At 62.4% G+C, this 16874-nt stretch carries 16 protein-coding genes and 1 tRNA gene; 12 read left to right on the top strand and 5 right to left on the bottom strand.

Annotated features, from left to right (window positions below):
* Window positions 1-3 precede the first annotated feature (3 nt).
* The 5 genes from SPHINGO391_RS19050 (at window position 4) to SPHINGO391_RS19030 (ending at window position 5684) form a co-directional block, all read left to right on the top strand.
* Entirely contained in the window at window positions 4-444 is a 441-nt protein-coding gene (locus SPHINGO391_RS19050; protein ID WP_152010317.1) for a DUF6691 family protein, read from the top strand.
* Between the two features lie 101 nt (window positions 445-545).
* Entirely contained in the window at window positions 546-1430 is an 885-nt protein-coding gene (locus SPHINGO391_RS19045; protein ID WP_152010316.1) for an MBL fold metallo-hydrolase, read from the top strand.
* 64 nt (window positions 1431-1494) lie between these two features.
* Entirely contained in the window at window positions 1495-3165 is a 1671-nt protein-coding gene (locus SPHINGO391_RS19040) for a bifunctional protein tyrosine phosphatase family protein/NAD(P)/FAD-dependent oxidoreductase (protein WP_152010315.1), read from the top strand.
* A 106-nt stretch (window positions 3166-3271) separates the two neighbouring features.
* A complete protein-coding gene (sulP, locus tag SPHINGO391_RS19035) occupies window positions 3272-5044 on the top strand; it encodes a sulfate permease (RefSeq protein WP_152010314.1) in 1773 nt (590 codons plus the stop codon).
* A gap of 10 nt (window positions 5045-5054) precedes the next feature.
* Window positions 5055-5684, top strand: a complete 630-nt coding sequence (locus SPHINGO391_RS19030; RefSeq protein WP_152010313.1) for a peroxiredoxin — start codon at window positions 5055-5057, stop codon at window positions 5682-5684.
* A gap of 89 nt (window positions 5685-5773) precedes the next feature.
* Here SPHINGO391_RS19030 and SPHINGO391_RS19025 read toward each other — a convergent pair whose 3' ends face one another.
* Entirely contained in the window at window positions 5774-7048 is a 1275-nt protein-coding gene (locus tag SPHINGO391_RS19025) for a hypothetical protein (protein ID WP_152010312.1), read from the bottom strand.
* A gap of 294 nt (window positions 7049-7342) precedes the next feature.
* On the opposite strand from SPHINGO391_RS19025, the gene SPHINGO391_RS19020 reads away from it, so the two are divergent.
* From SPHINGO391_RS19020 to SPHINGO391_RS19010, 3 genes are all read left to right on the top strand, one after another.
* The gene (locus SPHINGO391_RS19020; protein WP_152010311.1) at window positions 7343-8302 is read left to right on the top strand and encodes a nitronate monooxygenase family protein; all 960 of its coding nucleotides are present in this window, start codon (window positions 7343-7345) and stop codon (window positions 8300-8302) included.
* Between the two features lie 154 nt (window positions 8303-8456).
* Window positions 8457-8831: a DUF805 domain-containing protein gene (locus tag SPHINGO391_RS19015; protein WP_152010310.1), complete on the top strand. Its 375-nt coding sequence runs from the start codon at window positions 8457-8459 to the stop codon at window positions 8829-8831.
* 177 nt (window positions 8832-9008) lie between these two features.
* Window positions 9009-9084, top strand: a tRNA-Thr gene (locus SPHINGO391_RS19010).
* Window positions 9085-9130: 46 nt separating this feature from the next.
* On the opposite strand, the gene SPHINGO391_RS19005 is transcribed toward SPHINGO391_RS19010, so the two are convergent.
* On the bottom strand, window positions 9131-10015 hold the full coding sequence (locus tag SPHINGO391_RS19005; protein WP_244615250.1) for a DMT family transporter: 885 nt from the start codon (window positions 10013-10015) through the stop codon (window positions 9131-9133).
* 226 nt (window positions 10016-10241) lie between these two features.
* On the opposite strand from SPHINGO391_RS19005, the gene denD reads away from it, so the two are divergent.
* Window positions 10242-11231, top strand: a complete 990-nt coding sequence (gene denD / locus SPHINGO391_RS19000) for a D-erythronate dehydrogenase (protein ID WP_152010309.1) — start codon at window positions 10242-10244, stop codon at window positions 11229-11231.
* 12 nt (window positions 11232-11243) lie between these two features.
* On the opposite strand, the gene SPHINGO391_RS18995 is transcribed toward denD, so the two are convergent.
* Together SPHINGO391_RS18995 and SPHINGO391_RS18990 are read right to left on the bottom strand one after the other, a co-directional pair.
* Entirely contained in the window at window positions 11244-11627 is a 384-nt protein-coding gene (locus SPHINGO391_RS18995; protein ID WP_152010308.1) for a RidA family protein, read from the bottom strand.
* A 31-nt stretch (window positions 11628-11658) separates the two neighbouring features.
* Window positions 11659-12525 carry a branched-chain amino acid aminotransferase gene (locus SPHINGO391_RS18990; RefSeq protein ID WP_152010307.1) on the bottom strand — a complete coding sequence of 289 codons (867 nt, stop codon included), beginning with the start codon at window positions 12523-12525 and terminating at the stop codon, window positions 11659-11661.
* A 237-nt stretch (window positions 12526-12762) separates the two neighbouring features.
* Between SPHINGO391_RS18990 and SPHINGO391_RS18985 the strand changes: the two genes are divergently transcribed.
* From SPHINGO391_RS18985 to SPHINGO391_RS18975, 3 genes are all read left to right on the top strand, one after another.
* Window positions 12763-13416, top strand: coding sequence for a haloacid dehalogenase type II (locus tag SPHINGO391_RS18985; protein WP_152010306.1), 654 nt, complete (start codon window positions 12763-12765; stop codon window positions 13414-13416).
* A 211-nt stretch (window positions 13417-13627) separates the two neighbouring features.
* Window positions 13628-14398 carry a L,D-transpeptidase gene (locus tag SPHINGO391_RS18980; RefSeq protein WP_152010305.1) on the top strand — a complete coding sequence of 257 codons (771 nt, stop codon included), beginning with the start codon at window positions 13628-13630 and terminating at the stop codon, window positions 14396-14398.
* Between the two features lie 193 nt (window positions 14399-14591).
* On the top strand, window positions 14592-15284 hold the full coding sequence (locus SPHINGO391_RS18975; RefSeq protein WP_152010304.1) for a M23 family metallopeptidase: 693 nt from the start codon (window positions 14592-14594) through the stop codon (window positions 15282-15284).
* On the opposite strand, the gene SPHINGO391_RS18970 is transcribed toward SPHINGO391_RS18975, so the two are convergent.
* On the bottom strand, window positions 15268-16857 hold the full coding sequence (locus SPHINGO391_RS18970; protein WP_152011635.1) for a helicase HerA-like C-terminal domain-containing protein: 1590 nt from the start codon (window positions 16855-16857) through the stop codon (window positions 15268-15270). The genes SPHINGO391_RS18975 and SPHINGO391_RS18970 overlap by 17 nt on opposite strands.
* Between the last annotated feature and the right edge of the window lie 17 nt (window positions 16858-16874).

The following is a 16874-nucleotide window of genomic DNA, read 5'->3' as shown; positions in this document are numbered from 1 at the left end:
TCCATGCAGAAGCTTCTCCTGTCCGGCCTCACCGGAATGATCTTCGGTCTTGGCATTGCCATCTCCGGCATGGCCAACCCGGCCAAGGTGCTCAATTTCTTCGACGTTGCCGGCAGCTGGGATCCCAGCCTGATCTTCGTGATGGGCGGCGCACTGATAACGACTGCGATTGGTTACGTGCTGGTGTTTGGCGCCCGCAAGAAGCCCGTCTTCGACGCGGAATTCCATCTTCCGATCAACCGGACCATCGATGCGAGGCTGATCGGGGGCTCGGCCGTCTTCGGAATTGGCTGGGGCATTGCCGGCTTTTGTCCCGGCGGCGCTATCCCTGCGCTCGGTTTCGGCGGCCTTGATGTCATCGCCTTCGTTGGCGCCATGATCATCGGCATCGTGCTGGCACGGTCGCTCGACGGCCTGCGCCACAAGCCTGCCAAGGCATTCTGAGCAAAGCGCCGGGTTGCCTCCGGGTGACCCGGCATCTTGAACATGGCGCCGCAACCTTCGGCAGCGCAAAATCCGACCTGACGAAAAGAGGAGATGATACAATGTCGAACTATCCAGTGGACATGTCTGTCACACCAGAGGTCAAGGCTTTCTTCGACCCCGACACCAACACCATCAGTTATGTGGTCAGGGACCCTGCCTCCAAGTCCTGCGCTGTCGTCGATTCCGTCATGGACATCGACTATGCCGCCGGCCGGATCACCTACGGCCACGCCGACCGGATGATTGAATACATTCAGGAGAATGGCCTCACGCTGGAATGGATCATCGAGACCCATGTTCACGCCGACCATCTTTCCGCCGCGCCCTACATCCAGGACAAGCTGGGCGGCAAGATTGGCATTGGCGACAAGATCATGGTCGTGCAGGACACCTTCGGCAAGATCTTCAACGAAGGCACCGAGTTCCAGCGCGACGGCTCGCAGTTCGACGCCCTGTTCAAAGATGGCGATACCTACCAGATCGGCACGATGCAGGCCGTCGCCATGTACACGCCGGGCCACACCCCCGCCTGCATGGTCCATGTCATGGGCAATGCCGCCTTTGTCGGCGACACCCTCTTCATGCCCGATGGCGGATCGGCCCGCGCCGATTTCCCTGGCGGCGATGCAGCCACGCTCTACGACTCGATCCAGAAAGTGCTGTCGCTGCCCGACGAGATGCGCCTGTTCATGTGTCATGACTACGGTCCGAATGGTCGCGATATCCAGTGGGAAACCACGGTCGGCGACGAGAAGGCTCACAACATCCATGTCGGTGGCGGCAAGAGCCGCGAGGATTTCATCAAGTTCCGCACCGAGCGCGATGCCCAGCTGGCGATGCCGCGGCTGATCATCCCGTCGCTGCAGGTCAACATGCGCGCCGGTGACATTCCGACCGATAAGGACGGGCGTGCAATGCTGAAGGTTCCCGTCAACGGACTTTGACGGGCTCCTTCGACCATAAAGCGACACCGGACAGGCCGTAACCACGGATTGGATGAAAGCAGTCATGGACATCAGGAAGATCAACCGCGGGCTCTCGGTGAGCCCGCAAATCGCCCCGGCCGACGTGGCCGAGTTGAAGATGGCAGGTTTTCGTTCGATCATCTGCAATCGCCCCGACGGCGAGGGCAATGACCAGCCGACATTCGCGGAAGTCGAAAAGGCTGCGCGGGCGGCTGGTCTTGAGGCCCACTACATGCCCATCGTCGCAGGCCGCGTGGCCGACGAGGACGCCGGCAGGTTCGATGCCGCGATCTCTGATCTTCCCGGTCCCGTGCTCGCCTATTGCCGCACCGGCACCCGGTCGACCACGCTCTGGGCCTTGGCCGAAGGTGCGCGCGGCACGCCTCTGCCCACCATTCTGGCCGCCACCAAGGCGGCCGGATACGACATGTCGGGCGTCGTAAGGCGCATTGCCAATGGCGGCAAGACACCCACGGATGTTGCCGATTTCTCCCATGACATCGTCATCATCGGCGGGGGGTCGGCGGGCGTTTCCGTCGCTGCCAGCCTGCTTGCCCGGGTGTCCGACCTCGACATCGCCATCATCGACCCGCAGGACGTTCATTATTATCAGCCCGGATGGACGATGGTAGGCGGCGGCATCTTCGAACCCGAAGTCACCGCCCGCACCATGGGATCGCTGATCCCGCGCGGTGTATCCTGGATCAAGGCCGCCGTTTCAGCCTTCGAGCCCGCCAACAACGCGGTGATACTCGATGGCTGCCGGGTGGTCCGCTACAATCGCCTGATTGTCGCCCCCGGCCTCAAGCTCGATTGGGACGCCATCGAAGGGCTGCCCGAAACCCTCGGACGAAATGGTGTGACGTCGAACTACCGTTATGATCTGGCGCCCTATACGTGGAAGCTGGTCAAGGGCATGAAGTCTGGCAAGGCGATCTTTACCCAGCCACCGATGCCGATCAAATGTGCCGGAGCACCGCAGAAGGCGCTCTATCTTTCCGGCGATCACTGGTTCAAGTCCGGCGATCTGGCAAACATCGAGATCGAGTTCTGCAACGCCGGCGGCGTGCTCTTCGGGGTCAAGGACTATGTGCCCGCGCTTGAAGAGTACATCGCCAGGTACAATGCCCAACTGAGCTTCATGCACAATCTGGTCAGGATTGATGGCCCGGCCAGGAAGGCCTGGTTCTCGGTCACCGATGCCGGCGGCAACAAGGAGATAGTCGAAAAGTCTTTCGACATGATCCATGTCGTGCCGCCGCAGACAGCACCCGATTTCATTCGCGTCAGCCCGCTTGCCGATGCGGCAGGCTGGGTCGATGTCGATCAGACCACCCTGCGCCACAAGACTTTCGAGAACATCTGGTCGCTGGGCGATGTGATGAACGCGCCCAACGCCAAGACGGCTGCCGCCGCCCGCAAGCAGGCCCCGGTGGTCGCCAACAACGTCCTGGCCGACATGGGCCGGGTCAAGGGCATCGCCCATTACGACGGCTACGGTTCCTGCCCGCTGACGGTCGAGCGCGGCAAGATCGTTCTCGCCGAGTTCGGCTATGGCGGAAAGCTGCTGCCGAGTTTTCCCGGCTTTCTCGTCGACGGCACCAGGCCGAGCCGGGTGTCGTGGCTGCTCAAGGAGCGCATTCTGCCGCCGATCTACTGGAAGGCCATGCTCAAGGGCAAGGAATGGATGGCCAGGCCGGAAGTCGTCGGCTGAACTGACGGAACCACCGTGACAATCCTGGCCCGGCGCTCCGGAAAGGGCGCCGGCATCCCGATCTGTTGCTAAACGCTGGCGCTGGATGCGCTGCAAGGACATCGACATGCAAAAAGATCACGCAATCATCAATCGCCTTGCCCGCGTCATGCCGGTCTTCGACTGGGGCCGCCGCTATGATCGCGACGCGCTGGGCAATGACCTTGTGGCAGCCGTGATTGTCACCATCATGCTGATCCCGCAGTCGCTGGCCTACGCGTTGCTGGCCGGCCTGCCTGCCGAGACCGGGATCTACGCCTCGATCGCGCCGATCGTGCTCTACGCCATCTTCGGCACCAGCCGGGCGCTGGCCGTCGGGCCGGTGGCGGTGGTCTCGCTGATGACTGCGGCCGCGATCGGCAACATCGCCGAACCGGGCTCGCCCGAACTGCTGCTTGCCGCCGTCACCCTGGCCTTCCTGTCGGGTGCCTTCCTTATCCTGCTCGGGGTCTTCCGGCTGGGCTTTCTCGCCAACTTCCTCTCGCATCCGGTCATCGCCGGCTTCATCACCGCCTCGGGCATTCTCATCGCCATGAGCCAGCTGCGCCATATCCTTGGCATTTCTGCCGGAGGCGCCAACCTGCCGGAGTTGCTGCAGTCCCTGTTCGAGCATCTGGGTGAGATCAACTGGATCACGTTGGCAATCGGAGTGAGCGCCACGGCCTTCCTGTTCTGGGTGCGCAAGGGGCTGATGCCGCTGTTGCTGTCGACAGGCATGAAGCCCAAGCTGGCCGGAGTGCTGGCCAAGGCCGGGCCGGTTGCCGCGGTCTTTGTCACCACCTTCATCGCCTGGGTCTTCAATCTCAGTGAAGCCGCAGGCGTTCGCGTGGTCGGCGACGTGCCTCAGGGCCTTCCGCCGCTGACCATGCCGTCGTTCTCGCCCGATCTGCTGGGCCAGCTGATTGGCCCCGCAGTGCTGATCTCGATCATCGGCTTTGTCGAATCCGTCTCGGTTGCCCAGACCCTGGCCGCCCGCAAGCGCCAGCGCATCGTTCCCGATCAGGAACTGATCGGCCTGGGCGCCGCCAATGTCGGGGCGGCGTTTACCGGCGGTTACCCGGTCACCGGCGGTTTCGCCCGTTCGGTGGTTAATTTCGACGCCGGCGCGGAAACCCCCGCCGCCGGCGCCTACACCGCGGTCGGATTGTTGCTCGCGGCCATGCTGCTGACGCCACTGATCTACAATCTTCCTCAGGCAACGCTTGCTGCCACCATCATCGTTGCGGTCCTTTCGCTCGTGGATTTTTCGATCCTGAAAAAGACCTGGGCCTATTCGCGCGCCGATTTCGCCGCCGTCACAGCCACCATCGCCCTGACGCTGCTCTTCGGCGTCGAGGTCGGCGTCACCGCCGGTGTGCTGCTGTCGATCCTGATCCATCTCTACAAGTCGTCGCGGCCGCACATGGCCGTTGTCGGCCGGGTTCCGGGCACCGAGCATTTCCGCAACGTCAAGCGCCACAAGGTGGAGATCGACGAGACCGTGCTGACGCTCAGGGTCGACGAAAGCCTGTATTTCGCCAATGCGCGCTATCTGGAAGACAGCCTTTATGACATGGTGGCGGCGCGTCCGCAGCTCAAGCATGTGGTGCTGATGTGCCCGGCGGTCAACGAGATCGACATGAGCGCGCTGGAATCGCTGGAGGCGATCAACGAGCGTCTGCACGCGCTCGGCGTCACCTTCCATCTCAGTGAGGTCAAGGGACCGGTGATGGACCGGCTGCGGCGCGGCGATTTTCTGCAGCATCTCAGCGGCAAGGTCTTCCTCAGCCAGCATCAGGCGGCGCTCGAGCTTGCCGCCGGACCTTCACAAACCAGGATCACAACCTCCCAACCAAACTAAGGAGATTTTCATGACCATACGGATTGGCGACACTGCCCCCAATTTCAAGGCCGACACCACCAACGGCCCGATCGATTTCCACGAGTGGATCGGCTCGTCCTGGGCCTTCTTCTTCAGCCATCCAGCTGATTTCACCCCGGTCTGCACCACCGAGATGGGCCGCACCTCGCAGCTCTCCGACCAGTTCGCAGCCCGCAACGTCAAGCCGATCGGCCTGTCGACGGACGGCGTCGAGGAGCACATGGCCTGGATCAGCGACGTCAACGACACGCAAGACACCACCCTGACCTTCCCGATCGTGGCCGACAAAGACCACAAGGTCGCCGAGCTTTATGACATGATCCACCCCAATGCGAGCACCACCGCCGCCGTGCGTTCGGTGTTCATCATCGATCCGGACAAGAAGATCCGCCTGACGATGACCTATCCGATGAATGTCGGCCGCAACTTCGATGAGATTATCCGTGTCATCGACGCCCTGCAGCTGGCCGACGCCAAGACGGTCGCCACCCCCGCTGACTGGCGTCCGGGCGGCAAGGTCATCATCCCGACCTCCGTCAGCAATGAGGACGCCAAGAGCATTTTCCCGCAGGGCTGGGAGGAGATCCGCCCTTATCTCCGCGTCACCGAAGTCGGCTGAGGCTGTCGCAACAGAAAACGCCCGCTGTGAAGCGGGCGTTTTTGTTCAGTCAAACGGCGATGAGGCAGCCATTTCCCAAGGGCAGGAGATCAGCTCAGCGGACGGATCCGCACCGCCAGCAGATCGATGCTTTTTCCGCCGCCGGAAATGTCGCTGTTGATCACCAGGTACCCGCCTTCATTCGGGGCCAGCGCCCGGTCAAAGTCGAGACTGAACAGCACGTCGGTCGTGTCGTAGGTCACGTCAAAGCGGCGGCGGCCGCAATCGCCCAGTACCGAGAATTCGCATTTGACATAGATCTGCGTTGTCTCCGGCGAAGCAGAGCGGACCGTCAGCGCCAGCACCGATTGCCGCCCTGCAAGCGCCTGCATGACTTCAGATCCGAGCGGTACCAGCACCTCTCCACTTGTATCGCCGCTGCCCGACGAAATTCGAAGCGCGGTGCTTTCCTCTTCCTCGATCACCTCTGCGCGGGCATTGCCGCGAACCTCCGGCGTGCCGTCGCGACCGGGCGTGAACACATTGGCCCATTCTCCTGAAAATCCGGAGCCGGGATTGAGCTGTTGCGGACCCCCGGCAAAATCATCCCGGCTGAGCGAAGGCGGAGGATTGGGGACGCCGGTGTCCCGTTCGGCTGCACTCTTGAGCGCGCCGCTTTCGATCAGCCACCAGACGCCGATCCCCAGAAACGACAGCATGACCGCGGCAGAGAAGATTGATGCAAACACCGGGCGCCGGCGCTTTTCCTTGCGCGGTTTTGGGGTCTTGACCTTCTTGGCCGGTTTTCCGGAATCGGAAGCCGGGGCCTTGATATGCGCGGGCCGTTCCCCGGCGGTAACGGAAACCGGAGCGCCTGCGCCTTCATGATCGCGCGCGTCGGGAGCAAAATCGAGATTGGCACCGGCAGCCGGCGCGCTTGGCCGCCGCGACACCGAACCCACGGTCGGTGCGGCTTGCTGCGGTGCGTCCACTCCGGCATCGGTGTCGTCCCGGGAGACATGGGTGACCTCCGGCTGTTCATGTTCGGGGCCGAGGACCGCCTGCACATCGTAGACCGGCCGGGAAGTGGCAGGCGCCTCGGCTTTCGCCGGACCGGTGTCTGCGGGAAGTTCCACGGAAGGGGCAGCAACTGCGGGTGCCGGCTCTTCGGCAGCGGGAGGGGTCCATTCGGCCTCGATCTCAGCAATCAGCAGTTCCAGCCTGTGCCGGTGATCATCCACCCGTTCCGGATCGGTGATGCCCTGCCGCTCGAGGCTGCGGTCGAGCGCCGCCCTGGCGGAATCGTAAATACGGCGGCGGGCCTGCGCACCGGGTATTCCCGCCTTGTCCAAAGCCCCGCGAATTGCCGCTTCCATGCCGGTCAATGGTCTGTCTCCGTGCCACGCGGTCCGGCCACAGCCGGTCCGCAAAAATCAGTTCTGGCACCCCCGGGTCACCAGGGCCCGGTTCAGACAGGATGCCGTGGTCAAATCGCCATCTGGCCGCCCGTGCCTTCCTGCTGTGCGTATCCGCTAACCCGGTAAAACTCAAGCTTGCTCGAAAAACGGGGCCGATCGGCCTGTGGAGTTGGGCTGGCCAAGTCAAGTCTTTTCAGTGCCGGTGGGCTCTGCTATGGAAATTGACGTTTGCGTAAACGTCATTGTGATTTGCGAGGCCATATGACCCTTCCCGCCGTTCTCCAGACCAATTTCCGGCTTCCAGTCGTTGCCGCACCCCTGTTCATCATTTCCCATCCGCCGCTGGTCATGGCCCAGTGCAAGGCGGGTATCATGGGGTCGTTTCCCGCGCTCAACGCCCGCCCGGAAGCCCAGCTTGACGAATGGCTCGCCGAAATCACCGAGGGTCTTGCCGACCACACCGCAAAGAACCCGGACCGCCCGGCCGCTCCTTTTGCTGTCAACCAGATCGTTCACCGCTCCAACAAGCGGCTGGAGCATGATCTGACCATGTGCGTCAAATACAAGGTGCCGGTGGTGATTTCGTCGCTTGGCGCAGTGCCCGAGGTCAACGCCGCGATCCATTCCTATGGCGGTATCGTGCTGCATGACATCATCAACAATCGCCATGCCCATTCGGCCATCAACAAGGGCGCTGATGGACTGATCGCGGTCGCCGCCGGCGCCGGTGGCCACGCCGGCCCGCTCTCGCCCTTTGCGCTGGTCCAGGAAATCCGCGAATGGTTTGACGGACCGCTGCTGCTTTCGGGCTCGATTGCCAACGGCGGAGCAATTCTCGCAGCCCAGGCCATGGGGGCCGATATGGCCTATATCGGCTCGCCCTTCATTGCCACCGACGAGGCCCGCGCAACCGATGATTACAAGCAGATGATCGTCGACAGCGAAGCCAAGGACATCGTCTACTCAAACTTCTTTACCGGGATTCCGGGCAACTACCTCAAGCCTTCGATCACCGCATCCGGCCTTGATCCGGACAACCTACCTGAGGCCGATCCGACCAAGATGGACTTCGACAAGTCGACATCCGGACCGAAGGCCTGGAAGGAAATCTGGGGCTCCGGGCAGGGTATCGGAGCGGTCAAGAAGATCGGCCCGGTGTCCGAACTCGTCGACCGGCTGGAGACCGAATACAAGGCCGCCCGCACGCGCCTGGCGCTTTAGGTCACTCTTCCCGGCGCCGCCGGAACTCCGGATGCAGTCCCGATGGGATCGCATCCGGTCATCTTTGTTGACTGTTTTACACTGCGAATGACTGGACAGCCGCACCACTTTGCTCTCAAATCCCGGGCGTCGGGATAGTCGAAGGAGCGCTGTCATGGATTTCCAAACCGCTGTCAGGACCTGTTTCCAGAAATATGCCACCATATCCGGCCGCGCCCGGCGTTCCGAATACTGGTGGTTCGCGCTCTTCCTGCTGATCGGCAATGGCGTGCTGAGCCTGGTCGACACCATCCTGTTCGGGGATGCCAACGTGTTATCCGCCATCTTCAGCCTGGCAACCGTCGTCCCCTCGATCTGCGCAGGCGGGCGCCGGCTTCATGACACGGGCCGCTCGGCCTGGTGGTTGCTCCTGGGGCTGATCCCGCTGATCGGCTTTCTCGTGCTGCTGTGGTGGTTCGTCCAGAAGGGCACTGATGGCAGCAACGAGTACGGCCCCGATCCGCTGGCCGGCGACCAGACCGGACTGTAGGCGGGCAAAAGCTGCGGAAGTCGGCTCCCTGTCCGGGCGAAAGCCTGCGGTGGCTGGCATGCCCAAAAACTGCAACGCTATCTACATGCTGACTTGAATTTGCACCGCAATCACGGTATTTGCGCTCCATCATGCGGGCGCGGAGCCAAAACCCCGAACCCGCCCATGAACTGGCCTGCCGCTTTAGCTCAGTTGGTAGAGCACGTCATTCGTAATGACGGGGTCACGTGTTCGAGTCACGTAAGCGGCACCATTTCCCGATCTTGTAAAAGTGCCTTTCTCCGCAGCATGTGTGTGCATCAGCCGGCGATCTGGCGCGCCTGTCTCTTCCCGCCGCGGATATTGATCCAGTTGGCCAGGATGATGATGCCTCCGCCGAGCAGGATGAAGACGTCGGCCCTTTCACCGAACAGTATGGCGCCGATGATGACGATCAGCGGCAGCCGGGCAAAGTCGATCGGCATGACGAAACTTGCCGGCGCCAGCGAAAGCGCGGTGGTCAGGCAGTAATGCGCCAGCAATCCGGCGGCGCCGATCACCAGCAGCCATGGCAGCGTTGCAAGTGTCGGCCAGCTGACCGAGGGCTGCAGCACCAGCGCGACAAAACCGAAGCCCAGCTGAAACAAGGTCAGCCAGAACAGGATCGAAACAATGCTTTCGTGACGGGTCAGTGCCTTGGTCATGATGATGGTGGCTGCGAAGAAGATCGCTGACATGGCCGCGGTGATCAAACCGGGCTCCAGCGAGCCGAAATCCGGCCGCGCGACAACGAGAATGCCCAGAAAGCCCAGGCCTGCGGCAATGATCTTGGAGCCGGTCAGCCGTTCACCCAGAAACGCGAAGCTCAACAGGATGACCCAGACGGGTGTCGTGAACTCGAGCGCGAACACCTGCGCCAGCGGGATTGACGCGAGAGCAAAAAACCAGAGGTTCTGTCCGGTGAAGTGGAACAGGTTCCGGAAGAAATGCTGCTTCAGCCGGTCGCGCCGGACCTCGCCAAGCCGGCGGCTTGCGCCGGCAAGACCCAGAACGATGATGAGGCCGACCAGAGAACGGAACGCCATGATCTCGAAGGTCGAGTGGACAGCCGAGACGTAGCGGCCCGCCACGGCCATTGCGGAGAAGGAACTGATCGATCCGCACATCCAGAGTGCAGCCTGGACCGGCCGGTAGGTTTGGGGCATGCGCGGGGCTCTCCGTGTTTCCGGCAGGAGAACCCTGTGCCGAAGACTCAATTGCAGGCAGACCGGTTTAAGCCAACCAGACGGCGGCGACAATCACTCTGGTGTCGGATCAAGGCAATTCGGGCTGTCGATAGTTTTCCCGGACATCGTTACAGCGTTCGCAATTGCGCTCCGCAGCTTCTCGCCTTACCGTCCCGACTGGATTGGGGAACGGGAGGGCGGCACAATGCATCTACTGGTGATCGGAGCTGCCGGGATGATCGGCCGCAAGTTTCTGAATGCCGTTGTGGCCTCCGGCAGGTTGGGTGATCGCGACGTGTCCAGGCTGACACTCGCGGACGTGGTCAAGCCGGAAATTCCGGCAGGGTTTTCAGGCGAGGCCGCAGGCCTTGCGCTCGATATCTCCGATCCCCGAGCCGCACGCCAGCTGGTCGCCGGCCGGCCCGAAGTGATCATTCATCTGGCGGCCATTGTCTCGGGAGAGGCGGAACTGGATTTCGACAAGGGCTACCGGATCAATCTCGATGGGACCCGCCACCTCTTTGATGCGATCCGTCATCTCTCCGAAATGGACGGCTATTGCCCGCGCGTGGTGTTTTCGTCTTCCGTCGCGGCCTTTGGCGCTCCCGTGCCCGACGAGATCGACGACACCTTCCTGACCGCGCCGCTGACCAGCTACGGCACGCAGAAGGTGATTGGCGAATTGTTGCTGCAGGATTACACCCGCCGCGGCTTTTTTGACGGGATGGCTATCCGCCTGCCGACGATCTGCATCCGCCCCGGGCTGCCCAACGCGGCTGCATCGGGATTCTTCTCGGGCATCTTGCGCGAACCGCTGGCGGGCAAGCCGGCCGTCCTCCCGGTTCCCGATACGGTCCGGCACTGGCACGCAAGCCCGCGCGCCGCTGTCGGCTTCCTGATCCATGCCGCGACGATGGACACGGGCCCGGTCGGACATCGCCGAGCGCTCAACATGCCCGGAGTATCGGCCACGGTGGCAGAACAGATCGAGGCGCTGCGGCGCATTGCGGGAGACAAGGCAGTGGCGCTCATCCGCCGTGAGCCTGCGCCCGAGATCATGCGCATCGTCTCGGCCTGGCCGCGCGGCTTTGCCCCCGACAGGGCGCTGGCGCTGGGGTTCAGCGCTGAATCCTCCTTCGATGAGATCATCCGCATTCACATCGAGGACGAGATGGCGGGCGAGATCCGGGTCTGACCCGGTCGGCGGTTACTCGACCTGCGCGGTCACCTCGATCTCGATCAGCATTTCCGGTCGGATCAATTGGCAGACGATCATTGTCGCTGCAGGATCGATGCCGCTCAGATGTTCCGCCAGGACCGGCGCAACAAGATCAAAATGTTCGGGTTTGGTGACATAATACCTTACCCGCACCACGTCGCTCATGCTGGCTTCGAGAGCCGCCAGCGAGGCGGCAATCGTGGTCAAGCAGTTGCGCGCCTGGTCAGCAACGCTGGCCGGCATCTCCATGGCTTCATAGTCATAGCCGGTGGTGCCCGAGACGTGCACGAACGGCCCCTGACGCACGGCACGGGAATAGGCCGCGGCCTTTTCGAACGGAGATCCGGTGGAATATCTGCGTCTTTCGCTCATCTCGGTCGATCCTGTCTCTCGCCCCGACGTCTCAGCCGTGCGCCCAGTCCATGTAGAGTTCGCGGGTCTTGCGGCCTGTCGGCCCGGCCTGCAGTTCCCGGTCCTCAATCTTGATCACCGGAACCACCTTCGAGTGGTTACCGGTCGAGAAGATCTCGTCGGCATCCATGAAATCGGCAACGGAGAGCGATTTCTCCACCACTTCGGTGCCGGAATCACGCAGCAGACTGATGGCACGGGACCGGGTGATACCGGTCAGGAAAGTTCCGTTCGGAGCTGGCGTGAACACCACCCCGTCCTTGACCATGAAGATGTTGGATGTCCCGGTTTCGGCGACATTGCCGAGCATGTCGAGCACCAGCGCGTTGTCGAAGCCGCGGGACTTGGCTTCCATCACCGCCCGGCCGTTGTTGGGATAGAGGCAGCCTGCCTTGGCGTTGGTCGGCGCGGTTTCATAGGTCGGGCGGCGGAACGGCGAGACGGTTACCGAAAAACCGGAGGAGGCAATCATCGGGCTTTCAAACAGGCACAGGCAGAACCGCGTGGAGTCCGGGTCTGCCGGCACCGACATGTATCCGCCATGCTCGGCCCAGTACATAGGCTTGATGTAGACGGCGGTCTTGCCGTCGAACTTCTTCAGCCCTTCGCGTGCCAACGCCTCAATCTCGCCGGCTTCCATGGTGGCCCGCATTCCCAGCGCATCGGCCGAGCGATTGACCCGCGCACAATGCAGATCGAGATCTGGAGCCACCCCGTCAAACCAGCGCGCCCCGTCAAACACCGTCGAGCCGAGCCACATGGCATGGCTGACCGGTCCGATCAGCGGTGGATTGCCTTCGAGCCACTCGCCATCGACATAGGTCCAGGTCTTGGTGCGGGCTTGGGTGTTGACGGCCATGGTGTCCTCCTGCCGGTAAGTACTCTGTCACCCGACATTCGACCGCCGCTGGCCCTGCCGTCAAGTCATCCCGCCGCGACAAACCGCTGGCGCTTAGCCAATCGCACGATCCTTGCGTCCGGCCGCCCGGTCGGGAAACAATTGGACGTGTCCCGCACGGCCGGTGTGTGGTGGATGGCGCTTGACTGTTGCACTGCAACACGGGCATCGTGCGCCCAGTACGAGAGGAATTGTAAAATGGCCTACGCCGCTTATGTCTTTGACGCCTATGGAACCCTGTTTGATGTTCATTCCGCCGTGCGCCGTCACGCGGATGCCGTTGGACCGGATGGGCAGCTGCTGTCGGAGATCTGGCGGGCCAAGCAGCTGGAATACTCCTGGACCCGGGCGCTCATGGGCCAGTGGCGCGACTTCTGGGCGTTGACGGAAGAGGCACTCGACCATGCCTTCGAGCGCGTGCCAAGCGCAGACAAGAGCCTCAGGCTGCAATTGCTCGAGGCCTATTTCAGGCTCGACTGCTATCCGGAAGTTCCAGCCGTGCTCAAGGCACTGAAAGCCACCGGCGCAAGGGTGGCGATCCTGTCCAACGGATCGGTGAAGATGCTCGATTCGGCCGTCAGCAACGCCGCTCTCGACACGGTTATCGATGATGTCTTTTCGGTCGACGAACTCAAAACCTTCAAGACTGATCCGGCGGTCTATGACATGGTCACGACGGCCTACAGGCTCTATCCTGGCGCGGTGTCTTTCCAGTCGTCAAACCGCTGGGATGTTGCCGGTGCAACCAAGTTCGGCTTTCGTACGGTCTGGATCAACCGGGCCAGGATGCCCGACGAGTATCGCGACCTTTCGCCCTCGCTGATCCTGCCCGATCTCAACGGCGTCGAGTAGAACCCGGCGCGGGCGCACGGCCCCATTCACCAGCCCTTCACGCAAATGTCAGCGGGGATCCGGAGCCTGTGGCAAGTTCGCCACAAGCCAGACGTGGGAAAGTCACAATCGGAACTCAAATGTGCCCCAGCGCGTTGAGTCGGGCCGGGGAAATCTCCGGACGGACGTCGGCGACGATTTCCATTTCTTGAGACCTGAGGATTTCCGCGGCATGACCGGATTGAATGACGAACGACAGAACTTGACCGGTGTGTCAGCAAGCGCAAGTGCAACATCGCACCTGACCAGGCGGAGCTTTCTGGCGCTCGGAACGGCGGCAACCGCCACTCTGGCCGGGTGCGCTGGCCCCCAGACCACGCAGCAATTTGTGGCTGACACCTCGCCCACCTATCGTGTGCCCGACAATCGGGGATCCGGGCTGGTCGGCCGCTCGTCCTACTATGACAGCATGTACGGCCCCAAGCTTGATGAGCCTTTCCCGCTGCCGGCCATTCCCTATCAGGAAATCGATCCGGCGTTTCTGCGCCAGGAAGTGGCCGACCCCACCGGTGAACGCCCCGGGACAATCGTCGTTGACACGTCCCAGCGCTTCCTGTTCCTGGTGCGCGAGAACGGCCGTGCCATGCGCTATGGCGTGGGCATCGGACGGGACGGCTTCGCCTGGTCGGGCCGTGCCGTCGTGCAGTGGAAGCAGAAATGGCCGAAATGGACGCCGCCTGCTGAAATGATCGCGCGTCAGCCCGAGCTCGAACCCTATTCGGCTGCAAACGGAGGTATGGCACCCGGCCTCGACAACCCGCTCGGGGCCCGTGCGCTCTATATCTTCCAGAACGGCGAAGACACGCTCTACCGCCTCCATGGCAGTCCCGAATACAAGTCGATCGGCAAGGCCGTGTCGTCAGGCTGCGTGCGGTTGCTCAATCAGGATATCTGCGACCTCTACGACCGGGTGCCGACCCGGACTCCGATCCTGGTGATCTGAAGCCTTCCCCGCCCGATGTGGCTCCGGAAGCCACATCGGGCACCTCTTTTCATGCCTTGAGCTTCCTCTGTGTCGGACGTTCCCGGATTGCAACGTCCTGACTATTGAGCAGATTTGCCCGCTCGTGCTATCTCGAACCCAGATAGGTCTTGCAGCCGGGCGTGATACCGGCATCGACTTCCGGGATACGGGAATGCCTCAGACGCCTCGCATGCTTGCCGCGACCGCGGCCTTGTCCAGTCTTCTCCTGTCCGCGGGGTGCGTGCCCCAGGAGTCCGGCTGGGCGACGTCATACCTGCCTGACCACAATGCAAAGATCCCGGTAATCATGCCGCAGAGTGCGCCGTCGATTTCGCAGCAGTTCTACCGGGATCCGGATGGGTCTGGTCATCTGGGAATCGATATCGTCGACAGGATCGGCACCCCGGTGCTCGCTGCCGCGGGTGGTCAGGTGACAGGCTCCTATTTTGAGCCCGCCTATGGCAACCGGGTGACCATAGATCACGGACCCGGCCCTGACGGGTTGAGAGACATCACGGTATACAAGCATCTCAACAGCCGGAAAGTGTCAAAGGGCGACAGGGTCGAGCGGGGCGAGATGATAGCCACCCTTGGAAACACCGGCGCACTCGCTGGCGGCATTCCGCACCTGCACTTCGAGGTGCATCGCGAAGTCCGGCCGAACGTCACCAGGGCGATAGATCCGCAAAGGATCTGGGTGGGTGGCGTCGGGCAGGTCAGTTGCTTTGATCCTGCCGCGACGACAGAGCCGGACGGGTTCCGGACCACCTATCCCGTCCCTTGCCGTTCCGGCGCCAACAGGTCGCCGGATGCGGCCCAGGATAACCGGAAAGGCTTGGCGAGCCTGGTCAAAAGCCCTTCTTGAGGGACCCCAGGATGCCCCGCACCAAGGCGCGGCCAAGCGATGTCGCGGCCGATCGCGCAACCGACTTGATCACCGTTTCGGTCACGGTCTGGCGCTGGTAGCCCGGACGCGAGCGGCTCGACCTCTTGCGCCGGGAGGACTTGCTCCGGCCGCGATCGTCCTCATCATCCTCGTCGCCATAGCCGGGCAGCGTCCAGCGCCGGCTTTCGGGCCGTTCCTGATCCTTCTCCTCCTCGCGGCGGCGCTCCTCTTCCTCGGCCTTCGCGGCCTCCTCTGCGCGGCGCGCCAGCATCTCGAAGGCGCTGTCGCGGTCAAGATCGGTATCATATTGTCCGGCAACCGGGCTGACGGCCATCACCTTCTGGCGTTCCGGTTCGGTGATCGGACCGAGTCGCGACGCAGGCGGCCGGATGAGTGTCCGTTCGACCATTGAGGGTACGCCCTTGGCACCCAGTGTCGAAACCAGCGCTTCACCGACACCCAGTTGCGTGATCGCCTCGAAGCAGTCGAAGGCGGGATTGGGCCGGAACGTCTCGGCCGCAACCTTCACCGCTTTCTGCTCGCGCGGCGTATAGGCGCGAAGCGCATGCTGGACCCGGTTTCCGAGCTGGGAAAGTACGGTTTCGGGGACATCAAGCGGGTTCTGGGTGACGAAATAGACCCCGACACCCTTGGAGCGGATCAGCCGCACCACCTGCTCGACCCGGTCAATAAGGATCTTCGGCGCCTCGTCAAACAGCAGATGCGCCTCGTCGAAGAAGAATACCAGCCGTGGCCTGTCGGGATCACCGACTTCCGGAAGCTCCTCGAACAGTTCCGACAGCAGCCACAACAGGAAGGTGCCGTAGAGCCGTGGATTCATCATCAGCTTGTCGGCTGCCAGCACCGAGATTGCGCCGCGTCCGTCATTGGTGGTGCGCATGATGTCGGAGATCTTGAGCGCCGGCTCGCCGAAGAAGTGCTCGGCGCCCTGCTGCTCGAGCACCAGCAGCCCGCGCTGGATCGTGGCCAGTGACTGCTTGGTGATGTTGCCATACATGGCCGAAAGGCTTTCGGTCTCGCCCGCCATGTAGTTGAGCAGCGCGCGCAGGTCCTTCAGGTCGAGCAGGGGCAGCCCGTTCTCGTCGGCCAGCTTGAAGGCGATGTTGAGCACGCCTTCCTGGGCGTCGGACATATCCATCAGCCGCGCCAGGAGCAGCGGCCCCATTTCCGAGATCGTGGTGCGGACGCGGTGGCCCTTCTCGCCGAACAGGTCCCAGAAGATGACCGGAAATTCCTGGAACTCGTAGGGATCGAGTCCGATCGTCTTGGCCCGCTTTTCAAGAAAGTCCTTGTACTCGCCAATTGCGGCAATGCCCGAAAGGTCACCCTTGACGTCTGCGCAGAACACCGGAACGCCGGCATTGGAAAAGCTCTCGGCCAGAATCTGCAGCGTCACGGTCTTGCCGGTGCCGGTCGCGCCGGTGACGAGGCCGTGGCGGTTGGCGTATTTCAGATCGAGATATTCGCCCTTGTTGATGCTGTCGTCGGGGTTGCGGCTGGTGCCGACGTAAAGCTTGCCTTCTTCGAGCATGTCGTCCTCGTGCTGCG

Origin of the sequence: Hoeflea sp. EC-HK425 (genome assembly GCF_902498795.1) — a bacterium.
In the GTDB taxonomy this organism is placed as follows: domain Bacteria; phylum Pseudomonadota; class Alphaproteobacteria; order Rhizobiales; family Rhizobiaceae; genus Hoeflea; species Hoeflea alexandrii.
The sequence above is the reverse complement of the archived record's forward strand: the minus strand, read 5'-3'. Positions and strand labels throughout refer to the sequence as shown.